This is a genomic window from Rickettsia sp. MEAM1 (Bemisia tabaci) (assembly GCF_002285905.1).
Lineage (GTDB): Bacteria > Pseudomonadota > Alphaproteobacteria > Rickettsiales > Rickettsiaceae > Rickettsia.
The window spans coordinates 501,514-525,141 of record NZ_CP016305.1 but is presented as its reverse complement, the minus strand read 5'-3'; the positions used below and the strand labels follow the sequence as shown (position 1 = coordinate 525,141).

The window sequence follows — 23,628 nt, the reverse complement described above, 5'->3', positions numbered from 1 at the left end:
AGTACTTTGTGACACTAATTTACTTAACTTGACGGTGCCTTTTGAGCATATATTAATTTTTTATAAGCAAGATGAAGAGGGGTATCTCCATCTTTGTTTGGTATTCCTAGATTAAAGCCAATAGATGGAATATGCTTTAGAAAATCAATTTTATCGTATCTAACACATTTATGAATAACATTTTCACCTTGTTCATCAATAATATCAGTACTAACTATATTTAATGGGTATCTTTGCCACTGTTCTAACTGCATAAATTTAAAGTGCTTTAAAAAAGCAGCACTAATAAGATCATTAGCTTGCTCTATACCTAAAGTATTTAATATATCTATAATAGCTTTATCTTCTCCAACTATATTTTGATGTATTACTTGCAAGAACTCATCAAGTATTTGTGTGCATTTTTTTGGCATCTTTATTCCTAAAATATAATAATGCTTAGATATTAATAAAAAATTGAAAAAGTAAAGAAGTTTTTTATAAAAAAATAGTAAATTTTTATTTATTAACTCTGCTAAGGCTCATCATTATATTGATATATCTAAATAAATAACTTATTTTAAAAATAAAAATCTTATGTTTGATTTCTCTGCTTATATAGATTTACCGCTCGTTTGGGGCGGTCTTATAGCTACTGCTATTTGTTTATATGTTTTGTTAGACGGCTTTGATTTAGGGATCGGTATATTATTCCCGTTTGCTCCAACTGATGATTGTCGTCATAAGATGATTAATTCCATTGCTCCTTTTTGGGATGGTAATGAAACTTGGTTAGTGCTTGGTGGTGGCGGCTTGCTTGCTGCTTTCCCTCTTGCGTATTCTTTGCTATTACCGGCTTTGTATATCCCTATTATCCTGATGTTACTCGGTCTTATATTCCGCGGAGTTGCTTTTGAATTTCGGTTTAAAGCTCATATAGGACATCGTTATATTTGGGATTATGCTTTTCATTTTGGTTCTATGCTTGCTGCTTTTTGTCAAGGTTTAATGCTTGGTACGTTTGTACAAGGTATAGAAGTGGAGGGACGGGAATTTGTAGGGAACGCATTTGATTTTCTGACTCCTTTTTCAGTGATGACAGGAATAGCTTTGATATTTGGTTACGCTCTCTTAGGTGGTACATGGCTGATCATGAAAACCGAAAAAGAAACGCAAGATTGGGCATATAAATCTACCTTATATATTTTGTTTTATGTCGCACTTTTTATGGGGTTAGTAAGTCTTTGGGTGCCTTTCTTGAATGATCAAATACGTCATCGTTGGTTTAGTATACCAAATATTTACTACTTATCTGTTGTTCCTATTTTAACCTCTATAGTATTTATTAGGTTAATTAAAGCTGTAAGAGATAAAAAAGAAGTAGCTCCATTTATATATACTATTTCTTTGTTTTTATTAGGATATTTAGGGCTTGCTATAAGTATATGGCCATTTATAGTGCCTTATAAGGTAACGCTTGCAAAAGCAGCGGCAGCACCAGAGTCGCAATCTTTACTATTAGTCGGGGCAGGGATATTTTTGCCCGTTATACTTGGTTACACTTTTTATTGTTATTATATATTCCGTGGCAAATCTTCGCATCACCCTATGTATTAAAAATTTATACCTCAAAATGACTTCCCGTTTGAATAGATGGCAGTGGTTTATTGTCCTATGGCTTACGGGATTGTTATCAACTTTATTACTATCTTGTATGGTTAAATTAGTATTTTGGGCAATAAAATTGATATAGTCTTGTGACTTTTATATCATCCTTTCTTCTTAGTCAAGTTCTATTATAAAATCAACATTTCTTTAGCTTGTTAATAAGTATTAATGTCCCCCTTCGGGGATCAAAAATCCCTCGCCTTTAGGCGAAGGGAAGATATAATGAAATTGCTTTAGCAATGAATTTATATCAAGAAATGAGAAGTTATAGAAAGAATAGTCATAGTCAGTATGATTTAAAAGTGCATCTTATATGGATACCAAAATATAGGAAGAGAATATTGATAGGCAAAGTATCGGAAAGGACTAGAGATTTACTGAGGCAGATTTGTATGGAACATGAAGTACATATAATTTCAGGGAAAATATCATGTGATCACGTACATATGTTTATCTCATATAAGCCGCAAATATCTCTTAGCAAGTTAGTACAGTATTTAAAAGGCATTAGCTCAAGAATTTTATTGCAAGAATTTACTCATTTACGAAAACAATTTTGGGGCAATCATTTGTGGGCTAGGGCTATATGGCAGTCAGTTCAGGTAATATAACTGATGAAATGATACAGCACTATATTGATGAACAGGAAGGTGAACCTGTGAATGATGATCGATTTCTAATCGATTCCACTTTATAACCCCTCAGCTTATAGCTGAGGGTTGTTTAGTTTAATTTTTTAACTAAAATTTCAACTTTTTGTATATTTTTATGGCACCGTCAAGTTAAGGGAGGTATAAACTAAACAACCCGGCACCGTCAAGTTAAGTAAATTAGTGTCACAAAGTACTATATTTTTAGATTTCAGACAGCAAGAAGTCTTTGAGTAGCTTCATCCCAAATGGATTTAGCGGACGCAAATGCAATTCTTTGCTCAGATGCTGTTTTAGTATATCTTCCAACATTTACAGCAAATATATTTCTGACTTTTCCCATCAGTGATAATGTACATTGTGCTGAATTAGGATGCTTAAATTTAATCAGTATCTTCTCTTTTCTCCTAGTTGGCTGATGGGCATTCTCAATCCGATTATTTAGTCTTTTATCGGTACGATGCTTAGTCCTAGGACACATATACCTAACTGGTTTAATGTAGCTTTTTAGCTTATCAGTCATAATAACCCTTGGACATGGATAATTACCCAATAATCTTGATAAAAAGCGAATAGCTGATTTCTTGTTACGACGCTTCTGCAGTAATACTTCTAATTCATGTCCCTCAGAGTCAACAGCTCTCCATAATATGAATACTTCACCTTTGATCTTGATATTCATCTCATCCAAATGCCATTTATTAGTTGGCTTTCGCTCTCTCTTACTAATAACATCTTGAAAATAAACTACAAACTTATAACACCAAAACCTTACAGTCTCATGACTTAATATAATACCTCGATAAGCCATCTGCTCTTGAACATCTCGGTAACTATTATTAAAGCGATGATATAACCATACTGTATGGCTAATAATGCTTGCTGGAAAACGATGTCTATTCGGGGCTTGAGTAATATGCATAGCGGTAAAATCTAGGATAAATTGTTACTGCTATTCTATAAATCATTCCCTGTAATTGCTCAATACTTAATTTATACCTCCCTTAACTTGACGGTGCCGATGACAGGGGAAAATAATCCACGCAAGCAATGCTTTCTTGCAATGATGATTTTAACAATATTACAATTTTATCCGGACGCTACTGTACTTCTGCGGGAATGCCATTGTAAGTACTTTTTGATTCGTGCAACAAAAACGGATATTGCATGATAAAGGTAAGTATACTAGCCTTTCATTACAGCGGCTACTTCATCGGCAAAGTTTTTTTCTTCCTGCTCTATACCCTCACCAAGTTCATATCTGATAAATTTAGTAATTTGAATTTCTGCACCAAGTTCTTTAGAAGCATTTTTGATTACTTCAGCAACAGTTAGTTTATTATCAAATAAGAAATTTTGTTGTAATAGCACAACTTCAGCAAAGAATTTACGAATTCTGCCTTCTACCATTTTTTCGATAATATTGTCAGGCTTACCTTCTTCTTTTGACTTCTCAAAGAATACTTTTCTCTCACGTTCTACAAGGGCTTGATCTAAACCAGAATCATCTATACTTTGTGGATTATTTCCTGCCACGTGAACAGCGATTTGCTTAGCTAAAGCTTCTAGTTTTGCCGTATCTTTTGCACTTGATTGTAGACCTACTAATACAGAAATTTTACCTAAGTTTGGTGCAACTTCATTATGTACATAAGAGCCAATCGCTCCTTCAGATACTTTTAGTACTTCCATGCGGCGTAGTGTTAAGTTTTCACATATTGTAGCAATATTTTCTACAACGTCTTCTTCTACTGATTTGCCGTTTGGCATTTTAGCTGCTTTTAGTTCTTCTATATCTTTAACATTTATTGCAAGGTTAGCAATATTTGTAACTAGACTTTGGAATTGCTCATTTCTTGCGACAAAATCGGTTTCAGAATTTATTTCAACGACAACTCCAGTTAATCCGTCAACTTTAGCAGCTGTTAACCCTTCAGCAGCAACACGTCCAGCTTTCTTTGCAGCAGCAGCAAGACCTTTTTTACGCAAAAAGTCAACAGCTTCTTCAAGATTGCCTTTAGTCTCGATTAAGGCTTTTTTACAATCCATCATTCCAGTACCAGTTTTTTCTCTGAGCTCTCTAACGTCACTAGCACTTATATTTACTTCACTCATTTATCTATATCCATTTAATTATGCATTTTAAAAAGATGTCTAATTTTTGTCTTCATCAGCATCACTTAATGCTTGCTCAAATTCTGTATTTGCTTCTTCATTGATATTTTTTGTTTTAGAGAACTTTTTAGCTTGTTTTAATTTAGAAACATTTTTAGGAGCTAAATTTTTATCACCATGTTCTTGGATGCTGCCTAAATCGACTCCTGATGCTTTCATTGATTCTTCTAAACCTTGTAGTGCAGCATCAGCAAATAAACTACAATAAAACCTAATTGATCTTATAGCGTCATCATTACCTGGAATTGGATAATCTATATGGTCAGGATTAGAATTAGTATCTACAACAGCCACGATAGGTATATCAAGCCTTACAGCTTCACTAATTGCAATATGTTCTTTATTAGTATCGATAATTACTATTAAATCTGGCTTAGAATGTAGTTCTCTAATTCCAGCAAGTGATAGAAGTAATTTATCTTTCTTGCGGTTCATATCAAGTATTTCTTTCTTAGTATAACCGATGCAAGCTTCTTCATTTTCTAAAGTTTGTTCTAATTTATTTAATTTCTCTATAGAGCCTGAAATAGTTTTCCAGTTAGTTAGCATTCCGCCAAGCCATCTATGATTTACATAGTATTGTCCGCATTTTTCAGCATATTCTGCTATAATATCGCTTGCTTGTATTTTTGTACTCACAAATAATACTTTGCCATCATTTTTTACAGTTTCATATATTGCATTTAAAGCAACATTCATTAAAGCTGCTGTTTGTCTTAAATCAATTATATGTACCTCATCACGCTCACCATATATATAAGGTGCCATTTTAGGATTCCAACGTGAGGTCTTATGACCAAAATGCACGCCGGCATCTAATAAATCTTTAACGTTAACTGGTGGTATTTTTGACATTTATTTCTCCTAATTGTTAGTTTATACCTCCGTAAAATAGTCTTTCATTGTGTGTCTTGTCGTACCATAGTTGTACAACTATGTCATTCCCGCGGAGGCGGGAATCCAGTAAAACCTTTAAAATAAAAAGCTTAGATTATCTCGCTTTATGCTGGATCCCCGCCTCCGCGGGAATGACATAAGAACTAGTCACTTAACTAATGAACTAACATTTATCTTACGTGTGAATTTGCTTAAAAATATAAGCCTACAAATTATATACTTATATTCCGTAATTTACAAGTCCTTATTCTTTCCTCCATATAGTAGTGCCGTTTGGCTTATCTTCTAAAATTATTTTTTCATTTAATAATTTGTTACGAATTTGATCAGCTAATCCCCAATTTTTTTGTTTTTTTGCTTTTAAGCGTTCATTAATAAGATTATTTATATAATTTTCGTCTACATCTTTATTAAACCATTCATGTGGTGTTTCGTTCATTAATCCAATAAAATTAGCACAAGCAATAAGATTAGAGGCATTAAATTGTTTTTCTTCTTCGGTATTAGCTGTAAAAATGGCTTTGGCATAGTCGTTAATTATTTTAATAGCAAGCGGACTATTCATATCGTCAAGCAAGCTTTGCATAAAGTCGTTAGGCAGAGTATCTATTTTTTGTATATTTATATTTTGAATAGCTCTATACCAATAATCTAGAGTTTTTTTAGCATCCTCTATAGCCTTGTCGTTATAATCAAGAGGACGTCTATAATGGGCGGTTAATAAAAATAATCTTACTATTTCGCCTTTAATTTGTTTATCCATTAAATCCCTGACAGTAATAAAATTACCAAGAGATTTACTCATTTTTTCGCCGTTAACTGTTAAAAAGCCATTGTGAACCCAGTATTTTGCATAAGTGGAGTTCGAGAAAGCACATTTACTTTGTGCAATCTCGTTAGTATGATGTGGAAATATTAAATCAGCACCGCCGCCATGAATATCAAAATTTTTGCCTAAATATTTATAGCTCATTGCTGAACATTCAATATGCCAGCCGGGACGTCCTAGTCCCCATGGGCTCTTGAAGTTCATGTATACATCTTCATCTGGTTTTGCTGGTTTCCATAAAACAAAATCCTGCGGATGCTTTTTAGTTTTGCTATTTTCTACCCGTACGCTTTCAAACATATCTTCTAATTTTCGGTTAGATAATTCTGTATAATTAGGAGCTGATAAAACATTAAAATAAACATGATCATCTGCAATATATGCATGCCCAGATTTAATTAGCTTTTCTATTATTTCGATCATTACATCAATATGCTGCGTAGCCTTTGGTTCTATAGTAGGTGGTAAACAAAATAGATATTTCATATTCGTATGAAATTCTTTTGTAACTTTGTCTGTTAACTCGTTAATGCTAATACCTAAGTTTGCTGCTCTCTCAATTATCTTATCATCTACATCGGTAATATTCCGTACATATTTTACAGATTTAGCCTCAAATATATCTACAAGTATGCGATAAAGTAAGTCATATACCACTACCGATCTACTATTGCCAATATGTGGGTTATCATAAACAGTTGGACCGCATACATACATTTTTACATTAGTCTGATCTTCAGGTTCAAATAGTTCTTTGTTTTGGGTGAGGGTGTTAAATAAGTATATTTGCATAAGGTTTGGTTTATTTACAAAAAGTTAGATTTTATCATATTATGAGGCTTTTTAACCATAGTATAACTAAACAACCCTCAGGGCACCGTCAAGTTAAGTAAATTAGTGTCACAAAGTACTATATTTTTAGATTTCAGACAGCAAGAAGTCTTTGAGTAGCTTCATCCCAAATGGATTTAGCGGACGCAAATGCAATTCTTTGCTCAGATGCTGTTTTAGTATATCTTCCAACATTTACAGCAAATATATTTCTGACTTTTCCCATCAGTGATAATGTACATTGTGCTGAATTAGGATGCTTAAATTTAATCAGTATCTTCTCTTTTCTCCTAGTTGGCTGATGGGCATTCTCAATCCGATTATTTAGTCTTTTATCGGTACGATGCTTAGTCCTAGGACACATATACCTAACTGGTTTAATGTAGCTTTTTAGCTTATCAGTCACAATAACCCTTGGACATGGATAATTACCCAATAATCTTGATAAAAAGCGAATAGCTGATTTCTTGTTACGACGCTTCTGCAGTAATACTTCTAATTCATGTCCCTCAGAGTCAACAGCTCTCCATAATATGAATACTTCACCTTTGATCTTGATATTCATCTCATCCAAATGCCATTTATCAGTTGGCTTTCGCTCTCTCTTACTAATAACATCTTGAAAATAAACTACAAACTTATAACACCAAAACCTTACAGTCTCATGACTTAATATAATACCTCGATAAGCCATCTGCTCTTGAACATCTCGGTAACTATTATTAAAGCGATGATATAACCATACTGTATGGCTAATAATGCTTGCTGGAAAACGATGTCTATTCGGGGCTTGAGTAATATGCATAGCGGTAAAATCTAGGATAAATTGTTACTGCTATTCTATAAATCATTCCCTGTAATTGCTCAATACTTAATTTATACCTCCCTTAACTTGACGGTGCCATTCCACTTTATAACCCCTCAGCTTATAGCTGAGGGTTGTTTAGTTTACCAAATTTTTCTTATATGTCTCTTTATAAAATCTCAGAATTATAGAGGATACTAAAGCAAGTGCAATTAAATAATATGAGATTGCGTAATTGTCGCCGGTCATTTTCATTAATAACATTGCTACCATCGGAGCAGTACCACCAAATATAGCAGCAGCAAGGTTATATGAAAGTGCAACACCGGTAAACCTTACGCTAGTTGGGAATATTTCTACTAATACAGTCGGTATAGGTCCCATATAAACAGCTATAATTCCGGCAAATAATATCTGTGAGATAATTGCTAAAGCAAAATTCATTGATCCAAGGCAAATGAAAATAGGATAAACTAATAGAATTAGTAAAATAATACCGCATATTAGTACAGGACGACGCCCTACTCTATCTGAAATATAAGCCGATATTGGAAACACTACCATCATAACAACTAATATTACGCTACTTACAATAACGCTTTGTTGGTTAGTATATCCAAGAGTTTGCATAAAATTGCCGATAAAAACCGTCGAAGTATAAAAAGGTGCAGTTACAGTAATATAAAGTCCAAGTGCTACGATTAGCTCCTTTGGGTATTTTGTTAAGGTTTCCCGTAGAGGAAAACGTGCTAGCCTACCGCTCTCTTTAGCTTTTTTATAAATAGGGCTTTCTGATAGATTCTTCCTAATATATAAACCTACTGAACTAATGAATAATCCGGCAATAAAAGGTATTCTCCATCCCCATTCAAATAACATATCAGCCGGCATAAAATAAGAAAAACTGGCGGCGGTTATAAGCCCAAGTAGCATGCCCCCGCACATACTAACGAATGAGGCACTTCCTGCAAGTCCTCTTTGCTCAAATGAAGCATGCTCAACTATATAAGAAATGCAGCCGCTAAATTCACCGCCTAAGGAAAATCCTTGAATTAGTCTTATAATAGTTAGAATAATAGGTGCAGCAATCCCAATAGTTTTATATCCAGGAAGTAACCCTATACCTGAGGTTGGTACTGCCATAGTTATAATGCCGACTACTAAAGCAATACGTCTACCGAACTTATCACCGATATTACCAAAAATGATACCTCCTAAAGGACGTACTATAAAACCTGCAGCAAATACTGCAAAAGTTAGAGTATCACGCATTTCAGAATCAGGGAAAAAATGCTGACCTATAATATAAGCAAATTGGGCATATAATGCATAATCATACCACTCTAAGGCATTGCCTACCATGCCTGATATTACTACTTTTTTCATTTAAAACTATTATATTAATATTAACAGGATAATAAGGTGAATATTTTATATTCTCAAGTAAAAATATATCTTAGATGAGTTTTAAAAAAGATTAAATAATAATTATGCTTTAAAGATGATTAAAAGTAGCTTTCAAATATTACTTGCACTAATAAATTCAATTATTATTATATAGCTTTTATTTATTGGTTAACCTTAATGCAAAAACATATTATTTTATCAATAGTAGCCTCTTGCTTATTAATGAACTGTAATTCAATTAATAATAAAAATTTGTCTCAAGGCAAAGAAGTTTTAACATTATTTCCTTTAGAGAAATACGACCAAAACGTTTCTACTTGGTTAAATCCTAATGATCCTAATTATAATACTCCATTATTAGCGGCAGATACGCAGCAGAGACATTTTAAATTATTTTATGAGCATAAATATGGTAAATTATCCCCGTGGGATCAGAATTTTGTTAATTTAGTTCTGCATAAAGCTTCTCTGGAAGATATAATATCTATACAAGAAGAAATAGTGAGTAACTATAGCAATAGAGGTAAAAAAGCAGAAAATGATATAGGTTATGCTGAAAATTATCGTCCTTACTCATCTGCTTGGGCTGATCAAATTACTTATAATATGAATATAGCTCAATTCGCTAATTTAGATTATAACCCTAATAATAGAGCTATAGCTATTGATAATTTACATGCTAGAGCCTTGCCAACAAATGATGTACATTTTTACAGCAATAAAATTGCTGGACAAGGATATCCTTTTGACAATCTTCAAGAAACTGCTATTTGGGCAGGAACACCTCTATATGTAGTGGAACTACTATGGATAAAAATTGGTCTTTAGTAATAGCCCCTTCATCGTTTTTAACTTGGGTAGAAAGTAGGGGCATCGCTAAAGCATCAAGTATAGTTTATAAATAATTGGCAAAAAGCAGCTAAATTAAAGCTTGGTGCGATTACTCAAACAAATACAAATATTATAGATTTAAATGGCAGGTCTTTATTTACTGCTTATATAGGATCGGTATTTCCTATAGTAGATAGTAAAGATACCTCAAATAAAAAATTGATGATACCGGTAGTAGAAAATAATCAAGCTATTATTAAACATGTATTAGTACCTGATGAAAATGTTAAGGTTATGCCTTTAAGCTTTACTCAGCATAATATGGCAAACCTTATTAGTAGTTTAATAGGTAGACCTTACGGTTGGGGAAATATGTATTTTTATAATGATTGTTCTGCAGAATTAAAAAATCTTTTTACACCTTTTGGTATATGGCTACCTAGAAACTCAGGTGCTCAGGCAGAATTTATTAAGGAAAATTTTTATGCAGTTGATATGAGTGCTGCCACTCCGTTAGAAAGATTATCTTATCTAATTAAAAATGGAAAACCTTTTCTTACTATAATACATATTGAAGGACATGTATTTTTATATATAGGTAATTATCCCAACGTTCATAATAAAGAAAGTACCTTAATGGCTATGACCTATCAAAATATATGGGGATTGCGTCCTAAAAACGAAAATAGTCGTATTGTGATTGGAGGCAGCTTGTTTTTGCCATTATTACTGGAGTATCCAGAAGCTCCTAAAGCTCAGTCGCTTGCTGATAAGAAACGTTTTGAAATATTATATTTATAGTAAAATACGTTGAATTATGTGTAATTTATAGGAAATATTTTATTTTTTTAAGGGGATATCGAATGCCGCTAATGCTAACCCATTTACGGTATCAGATATGTTCTTAAAAAATTAAAAGATGATGTAGAAATTGTATTTTACTATAACTAATTAATTTGCTTTATCTATGTTTTTCATGTCCTAGTTTCTTATCTAATTTGATGTTTAATTTAGTTGGTATTGTTACTATGCTCTTTTGAATATTTTGTCTTTTTTCTTGAGATAATAAATTTTCATTATTATTGGATATTTTCGCTATAATCTGATTAATATTATTCTGTTCCAGTTTTATCGCTTTATCGTTATTTAAAATTAGTTCTCCAATTTTTTCACCAATTTTAGGGGCATATTTCACGGCAAAAATTGAAACAGGCAAAACTACAATAGAAAAAGCTGCTCCTGCTGTTGCAACGCTAATCGCTCCGACTAAAAGGGCACAAGCAGCACCAGCAATTTTTCCAGTAGTTTGTTTAAATAGATTACTTCTTCTTGTAAGTTCTGAAGATATTTCTAATACTTTACTAAATTCTTGTTGTATATAAACGCTTATTTCGTTGGGAGTCTTATACTTATTTATGCCATATCTTAAAGACGTACGGAATAATTTTACGTGCGATTGTGCATAATTAATTATTTCGTCGAAATTCTTTTCTTTTAAAAGAACTTTAAACACGTTTTTTATTTTTAATTTTTCTTCTCTACTTATTTTTTCAGCTCCAAAATACATTTCTACTAGATTTTCTGCTACGATATCCTGTGATTGTTCAGAAATATTTTGATTATTCTCATCTTCTGGAGTAATCAGAATTACAAATAATTTTAGAGCTAGAGAAAAACTATCATCATTAATAACACGTAGCCTTAAGTGATTTTTAAGCCTTGAAATACATACATTTATATATTTTTTAGCTTCAGGTTTTGAATTAAGTCTTACCGCATAATCTATAGCAAGCATATTTGCAAGAGTTGAGCAGGTAATTTCGGTAAGGTTATTAATAAAATTATTAATAATGTCTTTTTTAAATAAAGTAGTATCTATATTATTCATGTTGAAGATAATTCTCGTATATATAATATTAATTTGGCATAAATAAGGTTAGGAGGGTGAGCTACTGAAAGTTTGTAAATATTTTTAGGTGTTAATACTTCTTCATTTCGTACTCTTACAAATGATATAAGCGTGTTAGGCGGCATATAAGAATAGATTTCATGAAATATTTTTAGGAAAGTTATAAAATCCACAGCTGCATATTTTATATTTATACTATAATTATTTACACGAATATTTTTATTTTCGTTTTCGATTGCAGGAATATTATTTTTAAAAAAGACTGAGTTTATTGATATATCTATAGGTTCTAGTAGATTATATTTATTGCTTAAACCTTTTATTTTAGGAATTAATTCTTGATAATTTAGGCAGGTTACTTTATTTGGTAAACTTAAATCGACATATTTCTTATAGGATTCTAAAATTTCTTCTTTAGAATTTTGCACGGAATAAAGCTTTAATACTTCTTCAGTTAAACTTTCTTGAGCTAATTGTTTATCAAGAATTGATTGTGCATATTCTTGCTGTAAACTTTTTATTACCCAAACAGTTAATGAAATAAAGAAAAAATATATAATAAATTGAAAGAATATAAGATTCTTTAAATACACAATATATTTTTGAAACATCTCTTTACCTTAAATAATTTAAGTTTTTTCGTCAATGATACTAACAAATAAAGGGATTTCTACTCTATTTGATATATCAATTATTTTATCCTTATATATAACGTAATCTATATACAAATGAGGTAATTTATTTTTTACGCTTGTCATATGATCATTAAGCATTTTGATTGACTCATCTACCGAGATACCTTGAGTATTATAATTAAGCAATAGTTTAATTAATAAGTGTCTTTTTGAGACCAGTAAAATATTATCTATATTTGTTAATTCCCATTTTATTTCTTTTACTTTAAAAGATGGATTAAGGGTAATAATAAGTTTTTCAAGTAGTTCAAATGGTAATGGTACTGGTGCTTCCAGTAATTTGTCTATTACGTATAAGTCAGCAAGACTAGTAGTATTTTTAATATATGGATATTTATATTTTATATTATCATATTCTTGATTTGTGGCATAATATTTTTCATTAATAAAGTTAGTGTCTTTATAATTTGTATCTGTACGATATTTCATAACACCAGCAGTAATTATTAGTGTTGCAAGTAATGCAGCAGATAATTTAAATGTTAAGCTTCTTATAATAGTTAGCTTTTTTATTGATTTTAGATAACTATTAGAAGCAGGAAAGTTTTTATGTTTGATAAGTAATTTACTGATATTTGTATCTATAAGTCGAGTATTCTCTAAATTTGGTTCGTTTAATATGTTATCAACTGGAACAAGGATTACACGATAATCTTCAAAGCTTATAGGCTCTAATAAAGATTTTAATTCTTCATCTACTATAAGAATAATGCAAACTTCTTTATTGATATTATTGATACAGTTTTTAAATAATATAAAACAGTCATTAATTTCCTGTTCTATAATACCTTGAACATAGCTAGCTGTCTTATCAAATGGATATTCAAAATTTCTAATAGTGATTATATTATTTTTATGTTTGATAATGAACTTTATACCGCTAGCTTGTGTTGCAAATGCACAAATTTGAAAATAATTTGCAAATTTATTATTTTCTACATTTTGAACTATTTTATTGATAATAACTTGTAGTTCTAGCGTTAAAAAATACATTCCTTTAAAATTAAACAATCTATTTTCTATTACGCATGAAACTATATCGCTTAAAGGAGCTTTTAAAGGAGATGACATAATTAAAAGCAACCAAATCTCGCTTGGTTGAGAAGTAACCTCATAAACACAATGAGCTATAATATCTTCTTTTTCAAAATACCCTGCAATAAATTGTTCAATAGGATCTATCTTGACTATAGATTGCAATACTGGCAACTGATCATGACGCATCTTGCATTCAGTATTATCAAGTAAAAAGTAAATATCGCTTTTGGAAAATTTATTAAAAAAATTCTTATATAAGCTTAAATCAATTTGCTCTTCTTCCTTATAAGGAATAAATAATTTATCTAATATTTTATCACCAAGAAAAGCACTAAGAAAAATGCCTTTATTGCCTAATAAAACTACAATATTTTTTTTCAGTTTAAATAAGTCAAAAATATTTTTCATGAATATTTTTTATAAATTAAGTTTATTTTGATTATAATTCATTATATATAATTAATTTTTATACTTATCATAATATATATGTCTAAATTTACCACTGAAGAAATTAGAAGTAAATTCATATCTTACTTTAAAACAAATAATCATACACATGTAAGTAGTAGTCCGCTCATTCCTCATAACGATCCGAGCCTTATGTTTGTTAATTCTGGTATGGTGCAGTTTAAAAATGTCTTTACTGGGCAAGAAAAAAGACCGTACGATAAAGCAGTAACCAGTCAAAAATCGCTACGGGCAGGCGGAAAACATAACGACCTTGAAAATGTCGGCTATACTGCAAGACATCATACATTTTTTGAGATGCTCGGTAATTTTTCTTTTGGTGATTATTTTAAAGAGCAGGCTATATATTATGCTTGGAATTTATTAACTAAAGAGTTTGAATTACCAAAGGATAAGCTTTATGCAACAGTTTATCACACTGATGACGAAGCAGCTTCTTACTGGAAGAAAATAGCAGGGTTTTCGGATGATCGCATAATCAGAATTAAAACGAATGATAATTTTTGGTCAATGGGTGATACTGGTCCTTGTGGTCCTTGCTCGGAAATATTTTATGATCATGGTGAGCAAATATATGGTGGTTTACCTGGCACTAAAGATGAAGATGGTGACCGCTTTATTGAAATCTGGAATATGGTATTTATGCAATATGAGCAGATTGATAAAGACACCAAAATAGATTTGCCGAAGAAGTCGATTGATACTGGCATGGGTCTTGAGCGTATGACAGCAGTGCTACAGCATGTTAATAATAATTATGATATAGATCTATTCCAAGAAATAATTGGTTTCACAGAGAATATATTAAAGGTGAAAGTAGAGGCAGAGGCAAAATTCTCATACCGCGTTATTGCTGATCACTTAAGAGCTTGTAGCTTTTTGATAGCTGATGGGGTAGTGCCATCAAATGAGGGACGTGGTTACGTGCTACGCCGCATTATGAGAAGAGCTATGCGTCACGCTCATATACTTGGGTCAAAAGAGCCATTAATGTATAAGTTACTGCCAAAGCTTGTTGATTTAATGGGCAATACTTACCCTGAGCTTAAAAGAGCAGAAAGCTTTATAAGCAGTATATTGGAGCAGGAAGAAATTAGATTTAAAACTACTTTAGAGCGGGGTTTAAAATTACTTTCCGAAGAAACAGAAAATCTAAATGCAGGCGGTAGATTATCAGGTGAAGTAGCATTTAAGTTATATGACACATATGGATTTCCTCTTGATTTGACGGAAGATATTTTAAAAAATCGTAATATTGCTGTTGATCATCAAGGATTCGAGCAGCAAATGCTAGAGCAAAAAGAGCGTGCTAGAAAATCTTGGTTTGGATCGGGCGAATCTAAAACCGATCAGCTATGGTTTGATATTAAAGCAAAATATGGCAGTACAGAGTTTTTAGGCTATAATCTTAATGAAGCTGATGGAAAAATAGTTGCTTTAATTAAAGATAATGCTTTAGTAAGCGATATTAGTGAAATAGATACGCAGTTTCTCTTAATAGCCAACCAAACGCCTTTTTATGGTGAGTCAGGTGGGCAGATGGGCGATATCGGAGTAATTAAAACCCAAAATTGTGAAATAGAGGTAATAGATACTCTAAAATATCTAGGTTCTATCATAGTTCATAAATGCGTTCTTAAAAAAGGTAAGGTTACTACAGATGAAAATGCTAATTTTAGTATTGATGTTAAATATAGACAGAATTTAAGAATTCACCACTCGGCAACGCACCTACTTCATACGGTATTGCATCAGGTACTTGGCAAGCATGTTACGCAAAAAGGATCACTCGTTGCTACTTCTTATTTAAGATTTGATATTAGCCATCCTAAAGCTTTAACTCCTGAAGAAATTGTTTTAATTGAAGATAAGGTAAATGAGATTATTAGAGATAACCACGAAGTAGATACTACGCTTATGTCTACCAAAGATGCTGTAAAACAAGGAGCTATGGCATTATTTGGCGAGAAATACGATTCTGAAGTTAGAGTAGTTAAGATGGGCGAAACTTCGCTCGAGCTATGTGGCGGTACGCATGTTAGACATACCGGTGATATTGGTTGCTTTAAAATTACCAGCGAATTAGCTATTGCAGCAGGTATTCGTAGAATCGAAGCAGTTTGCGGTGAATTTGTAATTAAGCTAATTAGAGAAAAAGAGGGGTTACTTAAAAATATAGAAAATAGCCTAAAGACTAACAAAAATGAGCTTGTCAGTAAAGTTAACAATATTTTAGAACGTAATAAAGAGCTTGAAAAGGAGTTAGAAAAAACTTATTTAGCTAGTTTAGATTTAAGCGTCGAGCAGATTGAAAAGCAAGCCGAAAAGATCAAGGAAATTAAGTTAATTTATCGCCACACAGAAAATTTAGACAATAAAATTTTACGTCAAGCTGCTGAGAATTTAACTAAAAAAGTAGAAGATTTAGTAGTAGTGTATGTTGGAAATAATAACTCTAAATTGTCCATTACTGTAGCAATAAGTAAGGCTATAACAGATAGATTTAATGCAGGGTTCATTGCAAAAGAGCTTTCACTGTTTTTAGGTGGTAGCGGTGGCGGCGGGCAGCCTTCCATTGCCCAAGCTGGCGGAAGCGATCTTGCCAAATTACCAAAAGTTAAAGACCAACTACAAAGCTTATTAGATACTTAATATAACTTTAGATTAAAAAAAAATAATATTGTTGTTGTACTATTAGTAGAAAATGTATATAGTGCGTTTATAGTTTTTTAACTTGAACTGGGGACAGTCAATTTTGCAAGTTTTGCCTGTGCTCACGTATTAAGTATACGTCCGCAGTCTCACTTTTAAATTAACTATCCCGAGTCCAAGTTAATTCACTATGTATTAATAGTATATCAATAATTAAGTGTCTACAAAGCCTAAACACGACGAAATTATCCGAAGTGCGTTTGAAAACCCTTTAGTTTCTAGAGAATTTTTTGAGATGCATTTACCTCCCCATATACAAAATTTGATTTCCTTTGAAAAGCTGAAAATGGAAAAAGACAGTTTTGTAGATAAAAGACTCAAAAAATCTATAGTAGATATTTTATTTTCTGCTAAGTTTGGAGATAGAAAAGGTTACTTATATCTGCTCTTAGAGCATCAAAGCTCGCCTAATCATAATATGGCTTTGAGGTTATTTCGGTATATGTTTAAAATTGCCGAATATCATAAAAAATCAACAAAAAGCAAAAAATTTCCTTTCATATATCCATTAATATTTTATAACGGTGTACAAAAATATAATGCTCCACGAAATCTATGGGAATTATTTGAGAATAGTGAACTTGTAAAATCTACATGGAGCGGTGATTATCAATTAATCAATGTACATGATATTCCAGACGAAGAACTAAAGGAAAGAGCTTGGTCAGGAATATTACAGTTTTTCATGAAGCATATTCATGAGCGTGATTTATTGAAGAGATAGGAGGAAGTAGCTGATCTTTTGCCTAAATTTGCTATCGGTATTGATCATATTGAACTAATTTTATACTACACTTTGACCAGAATAAAACAAGATGATATACTAGAAGTAGAAAAACTACTTCAATCAAAATTAAATCCTAAAAAAAGAGAGAACATTATGAAAAGTATAGCTTATCATTGGATGCAACAAGGTAGAGAAGAAGAAAAAGCTATTATGGCAAAGGAAATGATGAAATAAGGGTTTTCTTTAGAGTCTGTTATAAAAATTATAAAATTGTCTAAAGAAGATTTAGAAAAATAAATATTATGAAAAGTATAGCACACCATTGGATGCAACAAGACTAGCTAATGTTAAAATTTTTTGTTAGTTTGAGTCAATCATAATTTTTGTGTAAATTGTTAAAAATCATTTTCTAATAATTCATATTTAAAATTTCCACATAGTATCTCAAATTGATTCAAAGCAAGAGACCGTTCTTTAATAGGCATGGTCCACTTTTTTGCAGCATGTTTAAGAGCTAAGTAGACAATTTTTGTGATAGATTTATCATCTGGGAAAACCCCTTTATTTTTGATAATTTTACGGATTTGTCTATTTACCGATTCTATCGTATTGGTAGTATAGATTACCTTTCTAATCTCTTTAGGGAACGCAAAGAAAAGTACTATACCAATCCAATTACGTCTCCATATATCAGAAATAACTGGGTATTTACTATCCCATTTTTTAGCAAACTCTTCTAATGCTAAATTAGCCATATTCTCATTATTTGCTGTATAGATTTGTTTTAAGTCAGCTGCTACTTCTTTAAGATTTTTGTAAGAAACGTACTTTAAAGAATTACGTACCATATGTACTATACAAAGTTGTACTATGGTATTTGGGAAAACACTGTTTATTGCATCTCTAAAACCTTTAAGACCGTCAACACATGCTACATAAATTTGTTCTACACCTCGGTTCTTTAATTCGCTTACAACCTGCATCCAAAACTTTGAACCCTCATTCTTGCTAATCCAAATACCCAAAAGCTCTTTCTTGCCTTCTATATTTATACCAATAACAAGGTAAACAGCCTTATTTATAACTATATTATTATCTCTTGCTTTTACCATGATGCAATCTAAATATACAATTGGGTATATTCTATCTAATGCTCGGGCTTGCCCTCTTATTACCTCTTCCATAACTTCATCTGTAATAGTCGAGATAAGCTCCTTAGATACTTCTGTATGATACATTTCCTCTAAATGGGATTGAATCTCACTCATGGTCATACCTCTTGCATAAAGTGAAATAACGCTATCATCAAATCCAGTGAATCTTCTAACTCCCTTAGGAATTAATTGAGGCTCAAAACTATTGTCTCTATCTCTTGGAATATCAAGTACTATCTTTTGACCACTGTCATCTATTACTGTCTTTTCGCTCGTACCATTACGACGATTGCTATCTTGCTTTGATGCCTTGCTATGCCTCGAATAACCTAATTCATGACTTAGCTCGTCCTCTAGTATTCTCTCTACTAACCTCTTCTTTAATTGCTGAAACAATCCATCCTTTCCAAATAACTCTTTAGGATTAGATTGGGATAATATTTCCTCTACTAACTTATTATTTATATCTGCACTTCTAACACCAGCTTCTATTTTCTTAGCCATATTTTTTACCTTTGTTCTAGTTGTATTTTAACAGTATTTCTTTCTCTGTTGCTTTACAACTTACACAAAATATATGATAGACTCAACGTGCTGCAAATAACTAATTATTTCTTATCAGCATCTTTATTATCTTCTGTAGCCATGCTGGAGGAAGATAATCTTTGTTTATATTCTTGTTCTTTTGCTAAAAAATTTTGTGCTTCTTTAGAAAGCTTATCATATAGTTCACGTTTCTTTTTATTAATGTTAACTATTTCTACCCTATATTTTTGTATTTCTTCACGTATTTCTGGTTTAATAGTGCCAGCATAGGCATAAAATTCATCTAGAATTTTTTGTGTTGTAATATCTGTTTTGGTATCTTTTTTTGAAGCATTAGATATAGTATCATCTGCAAAGCCTTTTGAGGTTAACAATAATATTGCAGAAATAGTAATAATTATGTTTCTTATCATATAAGCCTTATTAAAATTTTATCACATAAGTAGATCATGTTTAAATCTGATAGTCAATCAAAAGATATTTTTAAAATTTCATTTAATATTCAGTATAAGGATATAAATATATTTGAAGAATTTTTTACAGAAAAAGTAAGTGCCATTTCTGTTTATGAAGTAAAGTCAAAAACTTTAGAATCACAACCTAAAGATATTTGGTGCTTTGAAATTTATTGTGATAATCAAACAAATTTAGTTACTTTAAAAAAAGAAGTACAGGAATTAGCAAAACTAAACAATATAGAAATCACTAGTGACATAATTAGTGAAGAGATAGAAGATAAAGATTGGGTAGCATTTTATCAAAACCAGTTAGCACCAATTCAAACAAATCGTTTCTTTATTTGCACAACATTACATCAAGATAAATGTCCCAAAGATAAAACACTTATATTAATTGAAGCTTCTAGAGCTTTTGGTACTGGTACTCATGAGACTACATCAGGATGTATAGAGGCTTTAGAATGTCTTAAAGATATTAAAGCAAATAAAATTTTAGATATAGGTACTGGCAGTGGGATTCTTTCATTTATAGCTGAAAAATTATGGAATGAGGCAGAGATTTTAGCCTGTGATATTGATGATGCATCGGTAGAAATTGCAAAAGAAAATGCTAGCTTTAACAATTCTAATATAAAATTCTATCAAAATACCTCTGAAAATATTTTATTAGATAGCTATTGTAATAGTAAATTTGATTTAGTCTTAAGTAATATTTTAGCTTTACCTTTAATTGAGTTATCTACCCAGATTAGCAATCTTATGAATAAAAATGGTTATTTAGTATTGTCAGGTTTTCTTGATAATCAATTGGAAGATGTTAGAGATGCTTATGAAAAAATAGGATTTGAGGTTAAAGAAATAATTTATAAAAATTCTTGGGTAATATTGATTGCAGCCTATTATAAATAATCATCATATTTGACTTTTCTAACATAGTTTAGTATAATACTTATCTTTGAAACAAATAGAAAAATTTAATTTATGAGTACTACGAAAAGCGATAATTATATCTCGGAACTAAGAAAAGTAATTTGGCCTATTGAGAGGTATGAGAACAAAAAGTTTTTGCCGATGGCATTTATGATGTTTTGTATTTTACTAAATTACTCAACACTTCGTTCAATTAAAGACGGTTTTGTAGTAACTGATATAGGAGCTGAAGCAATAAGCTTCTTAAAAACTTATATAGTACTTCCTTCTGCGGTAATTGCTATGATAGTTTACGTTAAGCTATGTGATATTTTAAAGCAAGAAAACGTATTTTATGTAATTACTTCTTTTTTCCTAGCATATTTTGCATTATTTGCATTTGTTCTTTACCCTAATCCTGATTTAGTTCACCCTAATCCTGAAACTATAGAATCCTTAAGTTTAGCATATCCTAATTTTAAATGGTTTATAAGAATAGTTGGAAAATGGAGTTTTGCATCTTTCTATACTATGGCTGAGCTTTGGGGAACATTAATGCTAAGCTTACTATTTTGGCAATTTGCTAACCAAATTACTAAAACCGATGAAGCTAAGCATTTTTATTCAATGTTTGGATTACTTGCTAATTTAGCATTACCTGTAACATCGCTAATTATTGGGTATTTTTTACATGAAAAAACCCAAATAGTAGCAGAGCATTTAAAGTTTACTCCATTATTTATTATTATGATAATAAGTAGTTTGGCTGTAATACTTACATATAGATGGATGAATAAAAATGTTTTAACTGACCCTAAACTTTATGATCCAGCACTTGTAAAAGGAAAAAAGGCTAAAGCTAAAATGTCGTTAATAGAAAGCTTTAAAATGATATTTACTTCTAAATATGTAGGTTATATCGCATTATTACTTATTGCTTATGGTATTTCTGTAAATCTAGTTGAAGGTGTTTGGAAATCAAAATTAAAAGAATTACACCCCACAAAAGAAGCTTATACTATGTATATGGGGCAGTTTCAAGCTTATCAAGGTTGGGTTGCTATAGCCTTTATGATTATAGGAAGCAATATTTTGAGAAAAGTATCTTGGTTAACTGCTGCGATGATTACGCCTTTAATGATGCTAATTACCGGTATTGCGTTTTTTGCGTTTATCTTCTTTGATAGTGTAATTGCTATGTATCTAACAGGTATTTTAGCATCAGGTCCTTTAGCACTTGCGGTTATGATCGGTACAATTCAAAATGTTTTAAGTAAAGGTGTAAAATATTCTCTATTTGATGCTACTAAAAATATGGCTTATATTCCACTTGATAAAGATTTACGAGTAAAAGGTCAAGCTGCTGTTGAAGTTATCGGCGGAAGATTTGGTAAATCAGGTGGTGCTATTATTCAATCTACATTTTTTATTATATTCCCGGCATTGGGGTTTGTTGAAGCAACCCCATATTTTGCTTCTATATTTTTTGTGATAGTAATATTATGGATATATGCCGTTAAGGGATTAAATAAAGAATATCAAGTTTTAGTAAATAATACTGAAAAATAGTATCAATATAAGAAAATAGGTTTTTAAGAGCTTATTTTCTTTGTAATTATAGGATTTATGATATGAGAAATACAAAATCTGAAATTAAAATTCCAAGAATACCATATGTCAAAAAATATAACAGTTGGCGAATAAGGATTTTGTATTCTATCATTATAGGTTATGCAACTTTTTATTTTTGTCGTCAAAATTTTAATATAGCAACGCCAGCTATTAGAGAATATTTTGATGTTACAAAAACTCAAATTGGTTGGATATTAACTGCTTCTTCTATAATGTATGGAGTTAGTAAATTTTGTAATGGATTTATCAGTGATAAGACTAATGCTCGGATATTTATGGTTCTGGGGCTTTTGTTCGTTGGTATTATCACTATTCTAATAGGCTTTTCAGATTCTTTATTCCTTATTGGTATTTTGTGGATAGCAAGTAATTGGTTTCAGTCAATGGGATGGCCTCCTGCTACAAAAATGTTAACTCACTGGTTTGCTTCTAAAGAGCTTGGAACTAAATGGGCAATGGGAGCAACTTCTAACCAAATAGGTGGTGCTCTTGCTATGGTAAGCTGTGGTTACCTGATTGATAAGTTCGGTTGGAGATCTGCTTTTTTTGTACCTGGCGTGGTTGCTTGTGTAGTATCAATTTTTTTATATAATAGACTTCGAAATTCTCCCAAAGAAGTAGGTTTGTCTACAGTTGAAGAATATAAAAATTACCCTCCTGAATTAATAAGCGATTATGATAAACTGCCAACTGCCGAATTACTTAAAATAGTATTTTGCAATAAATTAATATGGTATGTTTGTTTAGCAAACATGTTTGTATATATAATACGTTTAGGGGTAATTTATTGGGCTCCTACATTTTTAAAAGATTTACGAGGTATAAGTCTCTTAAATGCTGGTTTACAAATAGGTTTATATGAAATGATAAGTATTCCAGGGGCGTTAATAGCAGGCTTTTTATCTGATAAATTATTTCAAGGAAGACGTGGTCCTGTAAGTACAATATGTATGCTAGCACTTAGTTTATTGCTAATCTTATTTTGGAAGCTTCCTATCCAAAGCGAGTTGCTAAGTATAGTAATTCTTTCTCTTGTTGGTTTTTTTGTCTCAGGTCCACAACTACTTGTAGGTATTGCCGCGGCTGATTTCAGTACTCGTCAAGCTGTTGGCACAGCTAATGGATTATCAGGGTTGTGTGGTTATTTAGGAGCAGCAATTGCAGGAGTCGGTGTTGGATGGATAAGTGATAATTATGGATGGGATGGGGTGTTTATATTTTTTAGTATTTCTACTCTTTTAGGAAGTAGCTTGTTCGCTTTAACATGGAATTGTTCAGCAAAGAAATAAATTTAATAATTATATAAAT

At 31.5% G+C, this 23,628-nt stretch carries 22 protein-coding genes and 1 pseudogene; 11 read left to right on the top strand and 12 right to left on the bottom strand.

Annotated features, from left to right (window positions below):
• Positions 1-23: 23 nt before the first annotated feature.
• Positions 24-413 carry a hypothetical protein gene (locus tag BA173_RS02740; RefSeq protein WP_232505966.1) on the bottom strand — a complete coding sequence of 130 codons (390 nt, stop codon included), beginning with the start codon at positions 411-413 and terminating at the stop codon, positions 24-26.
• A gap of 163 nt (positions 414-576) precedes the next feature.
• Here BA173_RS02740 and cydB point away from each other — a divergent pair, with 163 nt between their 5' ends.
• On the top strand, positions 577-1,596 hold the full coding sequence (gene cydB, locus BA173_RS02735) for a cytochrome d ubiquinol oxidase subunit II (RefSeq protein ID WP_016947812.1): 1,020 nt from the start codon (positions 577-579) through the stop codon (positions 1,594-1,596).
• A gap of 308 nt (positions 1,597-1,904) precedes the next feature.
• Positions 1,905-2,258 carry an IS200/IS605 family transposase gene (gene tnpA, locus BA173_RS02730; RefSeq protein WP_232505965.1) on the top strand — a complete coding sequence of 118 codons (354 nt, stop codon included), beginning with the start codon at positions 1,905-1,907 and terminating at the stop codon, positions 2,256-2,258.
• Between the two features lie 250 nt (positions 2,259-2,508).
• On the opposite strand, the gene BA173_RS02725 is transcribed toward tnpA, so the two are convergent.
• Positions 2,509-3,219, bottom strand: a complete 711-nt coding sequence (locus BA173_RS02725; protein WP_095568274.1) for an IS6 family transposase — start codon at positions 3,217-3,219, stop codon at positions 2,509-2,511.
• 21 nt (positions 3,220-3,240) lie between these two features.
• Here BA173_RS02725 and BA173_RS07710 point away from each other — a divergent pair, with 21 nt between their 5' ends.
• Positions 3,241-3,468 (top strand): hypothetical protein, encoded by a 228-nt coding sequence (locus BA173_RS07710; RefSeq protein ID WP_157738053.1) that lies wholly within the window; start codon positions 3,241-3,243, stop codon positions 3,466-3,468.
• 14 nt (positions 3,469-3,482) lie between these two features.
• Here the strand turns inward: BA173_RS07710 and tsf are convergent, their stop codons facing one another.
• The 4 genes from tsf to BA173_RS02705 all read right to left on the bottom strand — a co-directional run bounded on the left by tsf (position 3,483) and on the right by BA173_RS02705 (position 7,834).
• Positions 3,483-4,412, bottom strand: a complete 930-nt coding sequence (gene tsf / locus BA173_RS02720; protein WP_016948544.1) for a translation elongation factor Ts — start codon at positions 4,410-4,412, stop codon at positions 3,483-3,485.
• A 39-nt stretch (positions 4,413-4,451) separates the two neighbouring features.
• Entirely contained in the window at positions 4,452-5,327 is an 876-nt protein-coding gene (rpsB, locus tag BA173_RS02715) for a 30S ribosomal protein S2 (RefSeq protein WP_011477933.1), read from the bottom strand.
• A 286-nt stretch (positions 5,328-5,613) separates the two neighbouring features.
• Positions 5,614-6,990: a cysteine--tRNA ligase gene (gene cysS / locus BA173_RS02710; RefSeq protein WP_016948543.1), complete on the bottom strand. Its 1,377-nt coding sequence runs from the start codon at positions 6,988-6,990 to the stop codon at positions 5,614-5,616.
• Positions 6,991-7,123: 133 nt separating this feature from the next.
• Complete coding sequence (locus BA173_RS02705; protein WP_095568243.1) at positions 7,124-7,834, bottom strand: IS6 family transposase; 711 nt, start codon at positions 7,832-7,834, stop codon at positions 7,124-7,126.
• Positions 7,835-7,855: 21 nt separating this feature from the next.
• Between BA173_RS02705 and BA173_RS07705 the strand changes: the two genes are divergently transcribed.
• A complete protein-coding gene (locus BA173_RS07705) occupies positions 7,856-8,035 on the top strand; it encodes a hypothetical protein (protein ID WP_157738051.1) in 180 nt (59 codons plus the stop codon).
• On the opposite strand, the gene BA173_RS02700 is transcribed toward BA173_RS07705, so the two are convergent.
• Complete coding sequence (locus BA173_RS02700; protein ID WP_068041545.1) at positions 7,973-9,220, bottom strand: metabolite/H+ symporter; 1,248 nt, start codon at positions 9,218-9,220, stop codon at positions 7,973-7,975. The genes BA173_RS07705 and BA173_RS02700 overlap by 63 nt on opposite strands.
• 198 nt (positions 9,221-9,418) lie before the next feature.
• Between BA173_RS02700 and BA173_RS02695 the strand changes: the two genes are divergently transcribed.
• Positions 9,419-10,069 carry an SH3 domain-containing protein gene (locus BA173_RS02695; protein WP_016948541.1) on the top strand — a complete coding sequence of 217 codons (651 nt, stop codon included), beginning with the start codon at positions 9,419-9,421 and terminating at the stop codon, positions 10,067-10,069.
• 225 nt (positions 10,070-10,294) lie between these two features.
• Entirely contained in the window at positions 10,295-10,873 is a 579-nt protein-coding gene (locus BA173_RS02690; RefSeq protein ID WP_068041549.1) for an NlpC/P60 family protein, read from the top strand.
• A gap of 160 nt (positions 10,874-11,033) precedes the next feature.
• On the opposite strand, the gene BA173_RS02685 is transcribed toward BA173_RS02690, so the two are convergent.
• Genes BA173_RS02685 through BA173_RS02675 form a run of 3 tightly spaced genes read right to left on the bottom strand, consistent with a single transcriptional unit; the run spans position 11,034 to position 14,122 of the window.
• Positions 11,034-11,960 (bottom strand): RP853 family protein, encoded by a 927-nt coding sequence (locus tag BA173_RS02685; protein ID WP_016948281.1) that lies wholly within the window; start codon positions 11,958-11,960, stop codon positions 11,034-11,036.
• Positions 11,957-12,592 (bottom strand): hypothetical protein, encoded by a 636-nt coding sequence (locus BA173_RS02680; protein WP_012151529.1) that lies wholly within the window; start codon positions 12,590-12,592, stop codon positions 11,957-11,959. The genes BA173_RS02685 and BA173_RS02680 overlap by 4 nt, the downstream gene beginning before the upstream one ends.
• 18 nt (positions 12,593-12,610) lie before the next feature.
• A complete protein-coding gene (locus BA173_RS02675; protein WP_016948282.1) occupies positions 12,611-14,122 on the bottom strand; it encodes a hypothetical protein in 1,512 nt (503 codons plus the stop codon).
• 78 nt (positions 14,123-14,200) lie between these two features.
• Between BA173_RS02675 and alaS the strand changes: the two genes are divergently transcribed.
• Positions 14,201-16,834, top strand: coding sequence for an alanine--tRNA ligase (gene alaS, locus BA173_RS02670; protein WP_016948283.1), 2,634 nt, complete (start codon positions 14,201-14,203; stop codon positions 16,832-16,834).
• A gap of 217 nt (positions 16,835-17,051) precedes the next feature.
• Positions 17,052-17,918: pseudogene (locus BA173_RS02665) on the top strand (Rpn family recombination-promoting nuclease/putative transposase).
• A 98-nt stretch (positions 17,919-18,016) separates the two neighbouring features.
• Here BA173_RS02665 and BA173_RS02660 read toward each other — a convergent pair.
• Positions 18,017-19,279 carry an IS256 family transposase gene (locus BA173_RS02660; RefSeq protein ID WP_095568273.1) on the bottom strand — a complete coding sequence of 421 codons (1,263 nt, stop codon included), beginning with the start codon at positions 19,277-19,279 and terminating at the stop codon, positions 18,017-18,019.
• Between the two features lie 104 nt (positions 19,280-19,383).
• A complete protein-coding gene (locus tag BA173_RS02655) occupies positions 19,384-19,734 on the bottom strand; it encodes a hypothetical protein (RefSeq protein ID WP_016948286.1) in 351 nt (116 codons plus the stop codon).
• A 36-nt stretch (positions 19,735-19,770) separates the two neighbouring features.
• Between BA173_RS02655 and BA173_RS02650 the strand changes: the two genes are divergently transcribed.
• The 3 genes from BA173_RS02650 to BA173_RS02640 all read left to right on the top strand — a co-directional run bounded on the left by BA173_RS02650 (position 19,771) and on the right by BA173_RS02640 (position 23,609).
• On the top strand, positions 19,771-20,688 hold the full coding sequence (locus BA173_RS02650; RefSeq protein WP_016948287.1) for a 50S ribosomal protein L11 methyltransferase: 918 nt from the start codon (positions 19,771-19,773) through the stop codon (positions 20,686-20,688).
• 72 nt (positions 20,689-20,760) lie between these two features.
• On the top strand, positions 20,761-22,257 hold the full coding sequence (gene tlc1, locus BA173_RS02645; RefSeq protein WP_016948288.1) for an ATP/ADP exchange transporter Tlc1: 1,497 nt from the start codon (positions 20,761-20,763) through the stop codon (positions 22,255-22,257).
• Positions 22,258-22,319: 62 nt separating this feature from the next.
• Positions 22,320-23,609 carry an MFS transporter gene (locus BA173_RS02640; RefSeq protein WP_016948289.1) on the top strand — a complete coding sequence of 430 codons (1,290 nt, stop codon included), beginning with the start codon at positions 22,320-22,322 and terminating at the stop codon, positions 23,607-23,609.
• Positions 23,610-23,628 lie beyond the last annotated feature (19 nt).

What these genes read in the sequence shown, in the direction of transcription:
- cydB (WP_016947812.1), top strand. Translation starts at nt 577, where the DNA reads ATGTTTGATTTCTCTGCTTATATAGATTTACCGCTCGTTTGGGGCGGT.
- BA173_RS02705 (WP_095568243.1), bottom strand. Translation starts at nt 7,834, where the DNA reads ATGCATATTACTCAAGCCCCGAATAGACATCGTTTTCCAGCAAGCATT.
- tlc1 (WP_016948288.1), top strand. Translation starts at nt 20,761, where the DNA reads ATGAGTACTACGAAAAGCGATAATTATATCTCGGAACTAAGAAAAGTA.
- BA173_RS02740 (WP_232505966.1), bottom strand. Translation starts at nt 413, where the DNA reads ATGCCAAAAAAATGCACACAAATACTTGATGAGTTCTTGCAAGTAATA.
- BA173_RS02680 (WP_012151529.1), bottom strand. Translation starts at nt 12,592, where the DNA reads ATGTTTCAAAAATATATTGTGTATTTAAAGAATCTTATATTCTTTCAA.
- BA173_RS02690 (WP_068041549.1), top strand. Translation starts at nt 10,295, where the DNA reads ATGATACCGGTAGTAGAAAATAATCAAGCTATTATTAAACATGTATTA.
- BA173_RS02655 (WP_016948286.1), bottom strand. Translation starts at nt 19,734, where the DNA reads ATGATAAGAAACATAATTATTACTATTTCTGCAATATTATTGTTAACC.
- BA173_RS02675 (WP_016948282.1), bottom strand. Translation starts at nt 14,122, where the DNA reads ATGAAAAATATTTTTGACTTATTTAAACTGAAAAAAAATATTGTAGTT.
- alaS (WP_016948283.1), top strand. Translation starts at nt 14,201, where the DNA reads ATGTCTAAATTTACCACTGAAGAAATTAGAAGTAAATTCATATCTTAC.
- BA173_RS02640 (WP_016948289.1), top strand. Translation starts at nt 22,320, where the DNA reads ATGAGAAATACAAAATCTGAAATTAAAATTCCAAGAATACCATATGTC.
- BA173_RS02725 (WP_095568274.1), bottom strand. Translation starts at nt 3,219, where the DNA reads ATGCATATTACTCAAGCCCCGAATAGACATCGTTTTCCAGCAAGCATT.
- tnpA (WP_232505965.1), top strand. Translation starts at nt 1,905, where the DNA reads ATGAGAAGTTATAGAAAGAATAGTCATAGTCAGTATGATTTAAAAGTG.
- BA173_RS02695 (WP_016948541.1), top strand. Translation starts at nt 9,419, where the DNA reads ATGCAAAAACATATTATTTTATCAATAGTAGCCTCTTGCTTATTAATG.
- BA173_RS02685 (WP_016948281.1), bottom strand. Translation starts at nt 11,960, where the DNA reads ATGAATAATATAGATACTACTTTATTTAAAAAAGACATTATTAATAAT.
- BA173_RS02660 (WP_095568273.1), bottom strand. Translation starts at nt 19,279, where the DNA reads ATGGCTAAGAAAATAGAAGCTGGTGTTAGAAGTGCAGATATAAATAAT.
- cysS (WP_016948543.1), bottom strand. Translation starts at nt 6,990, where the DNA reads ATGCAAATATACTTATTTAACACCCTCACCCAAAACAAAGAACTATTT.
- BA173_RS02650 (WP_016948287.1), top strand. Translation starts at nt 19,771, where the DNA reads ATGTTTAAATCTGATAGTCAATCAAAAGATATTTTTAAAATTTCATTT.
- rpsB (WP_011477933.1), bottom strand. Translation starts at nt 5,327, where the DNA reads ATGTCAAAAATACCACCAGTTAACGTTAAAGATTTATTAGATGCCGGC.
- tsf (WP_016948544.1), bottom strand. Translation starts at nt 4,412, where the DNA reads ATGAGTGAAGTAAATATAAGTGCTAGTGACGTTAGAGAGCTCAGAGAA.
- BA173_RS02700 (WP_068041545.1), bottom strand. Translation starts at nt 9,220, where the DNA reads ATGAAAAAAGTAGTAATATCAGGCATGGTAGGCAATGCCTTAGAGTGG.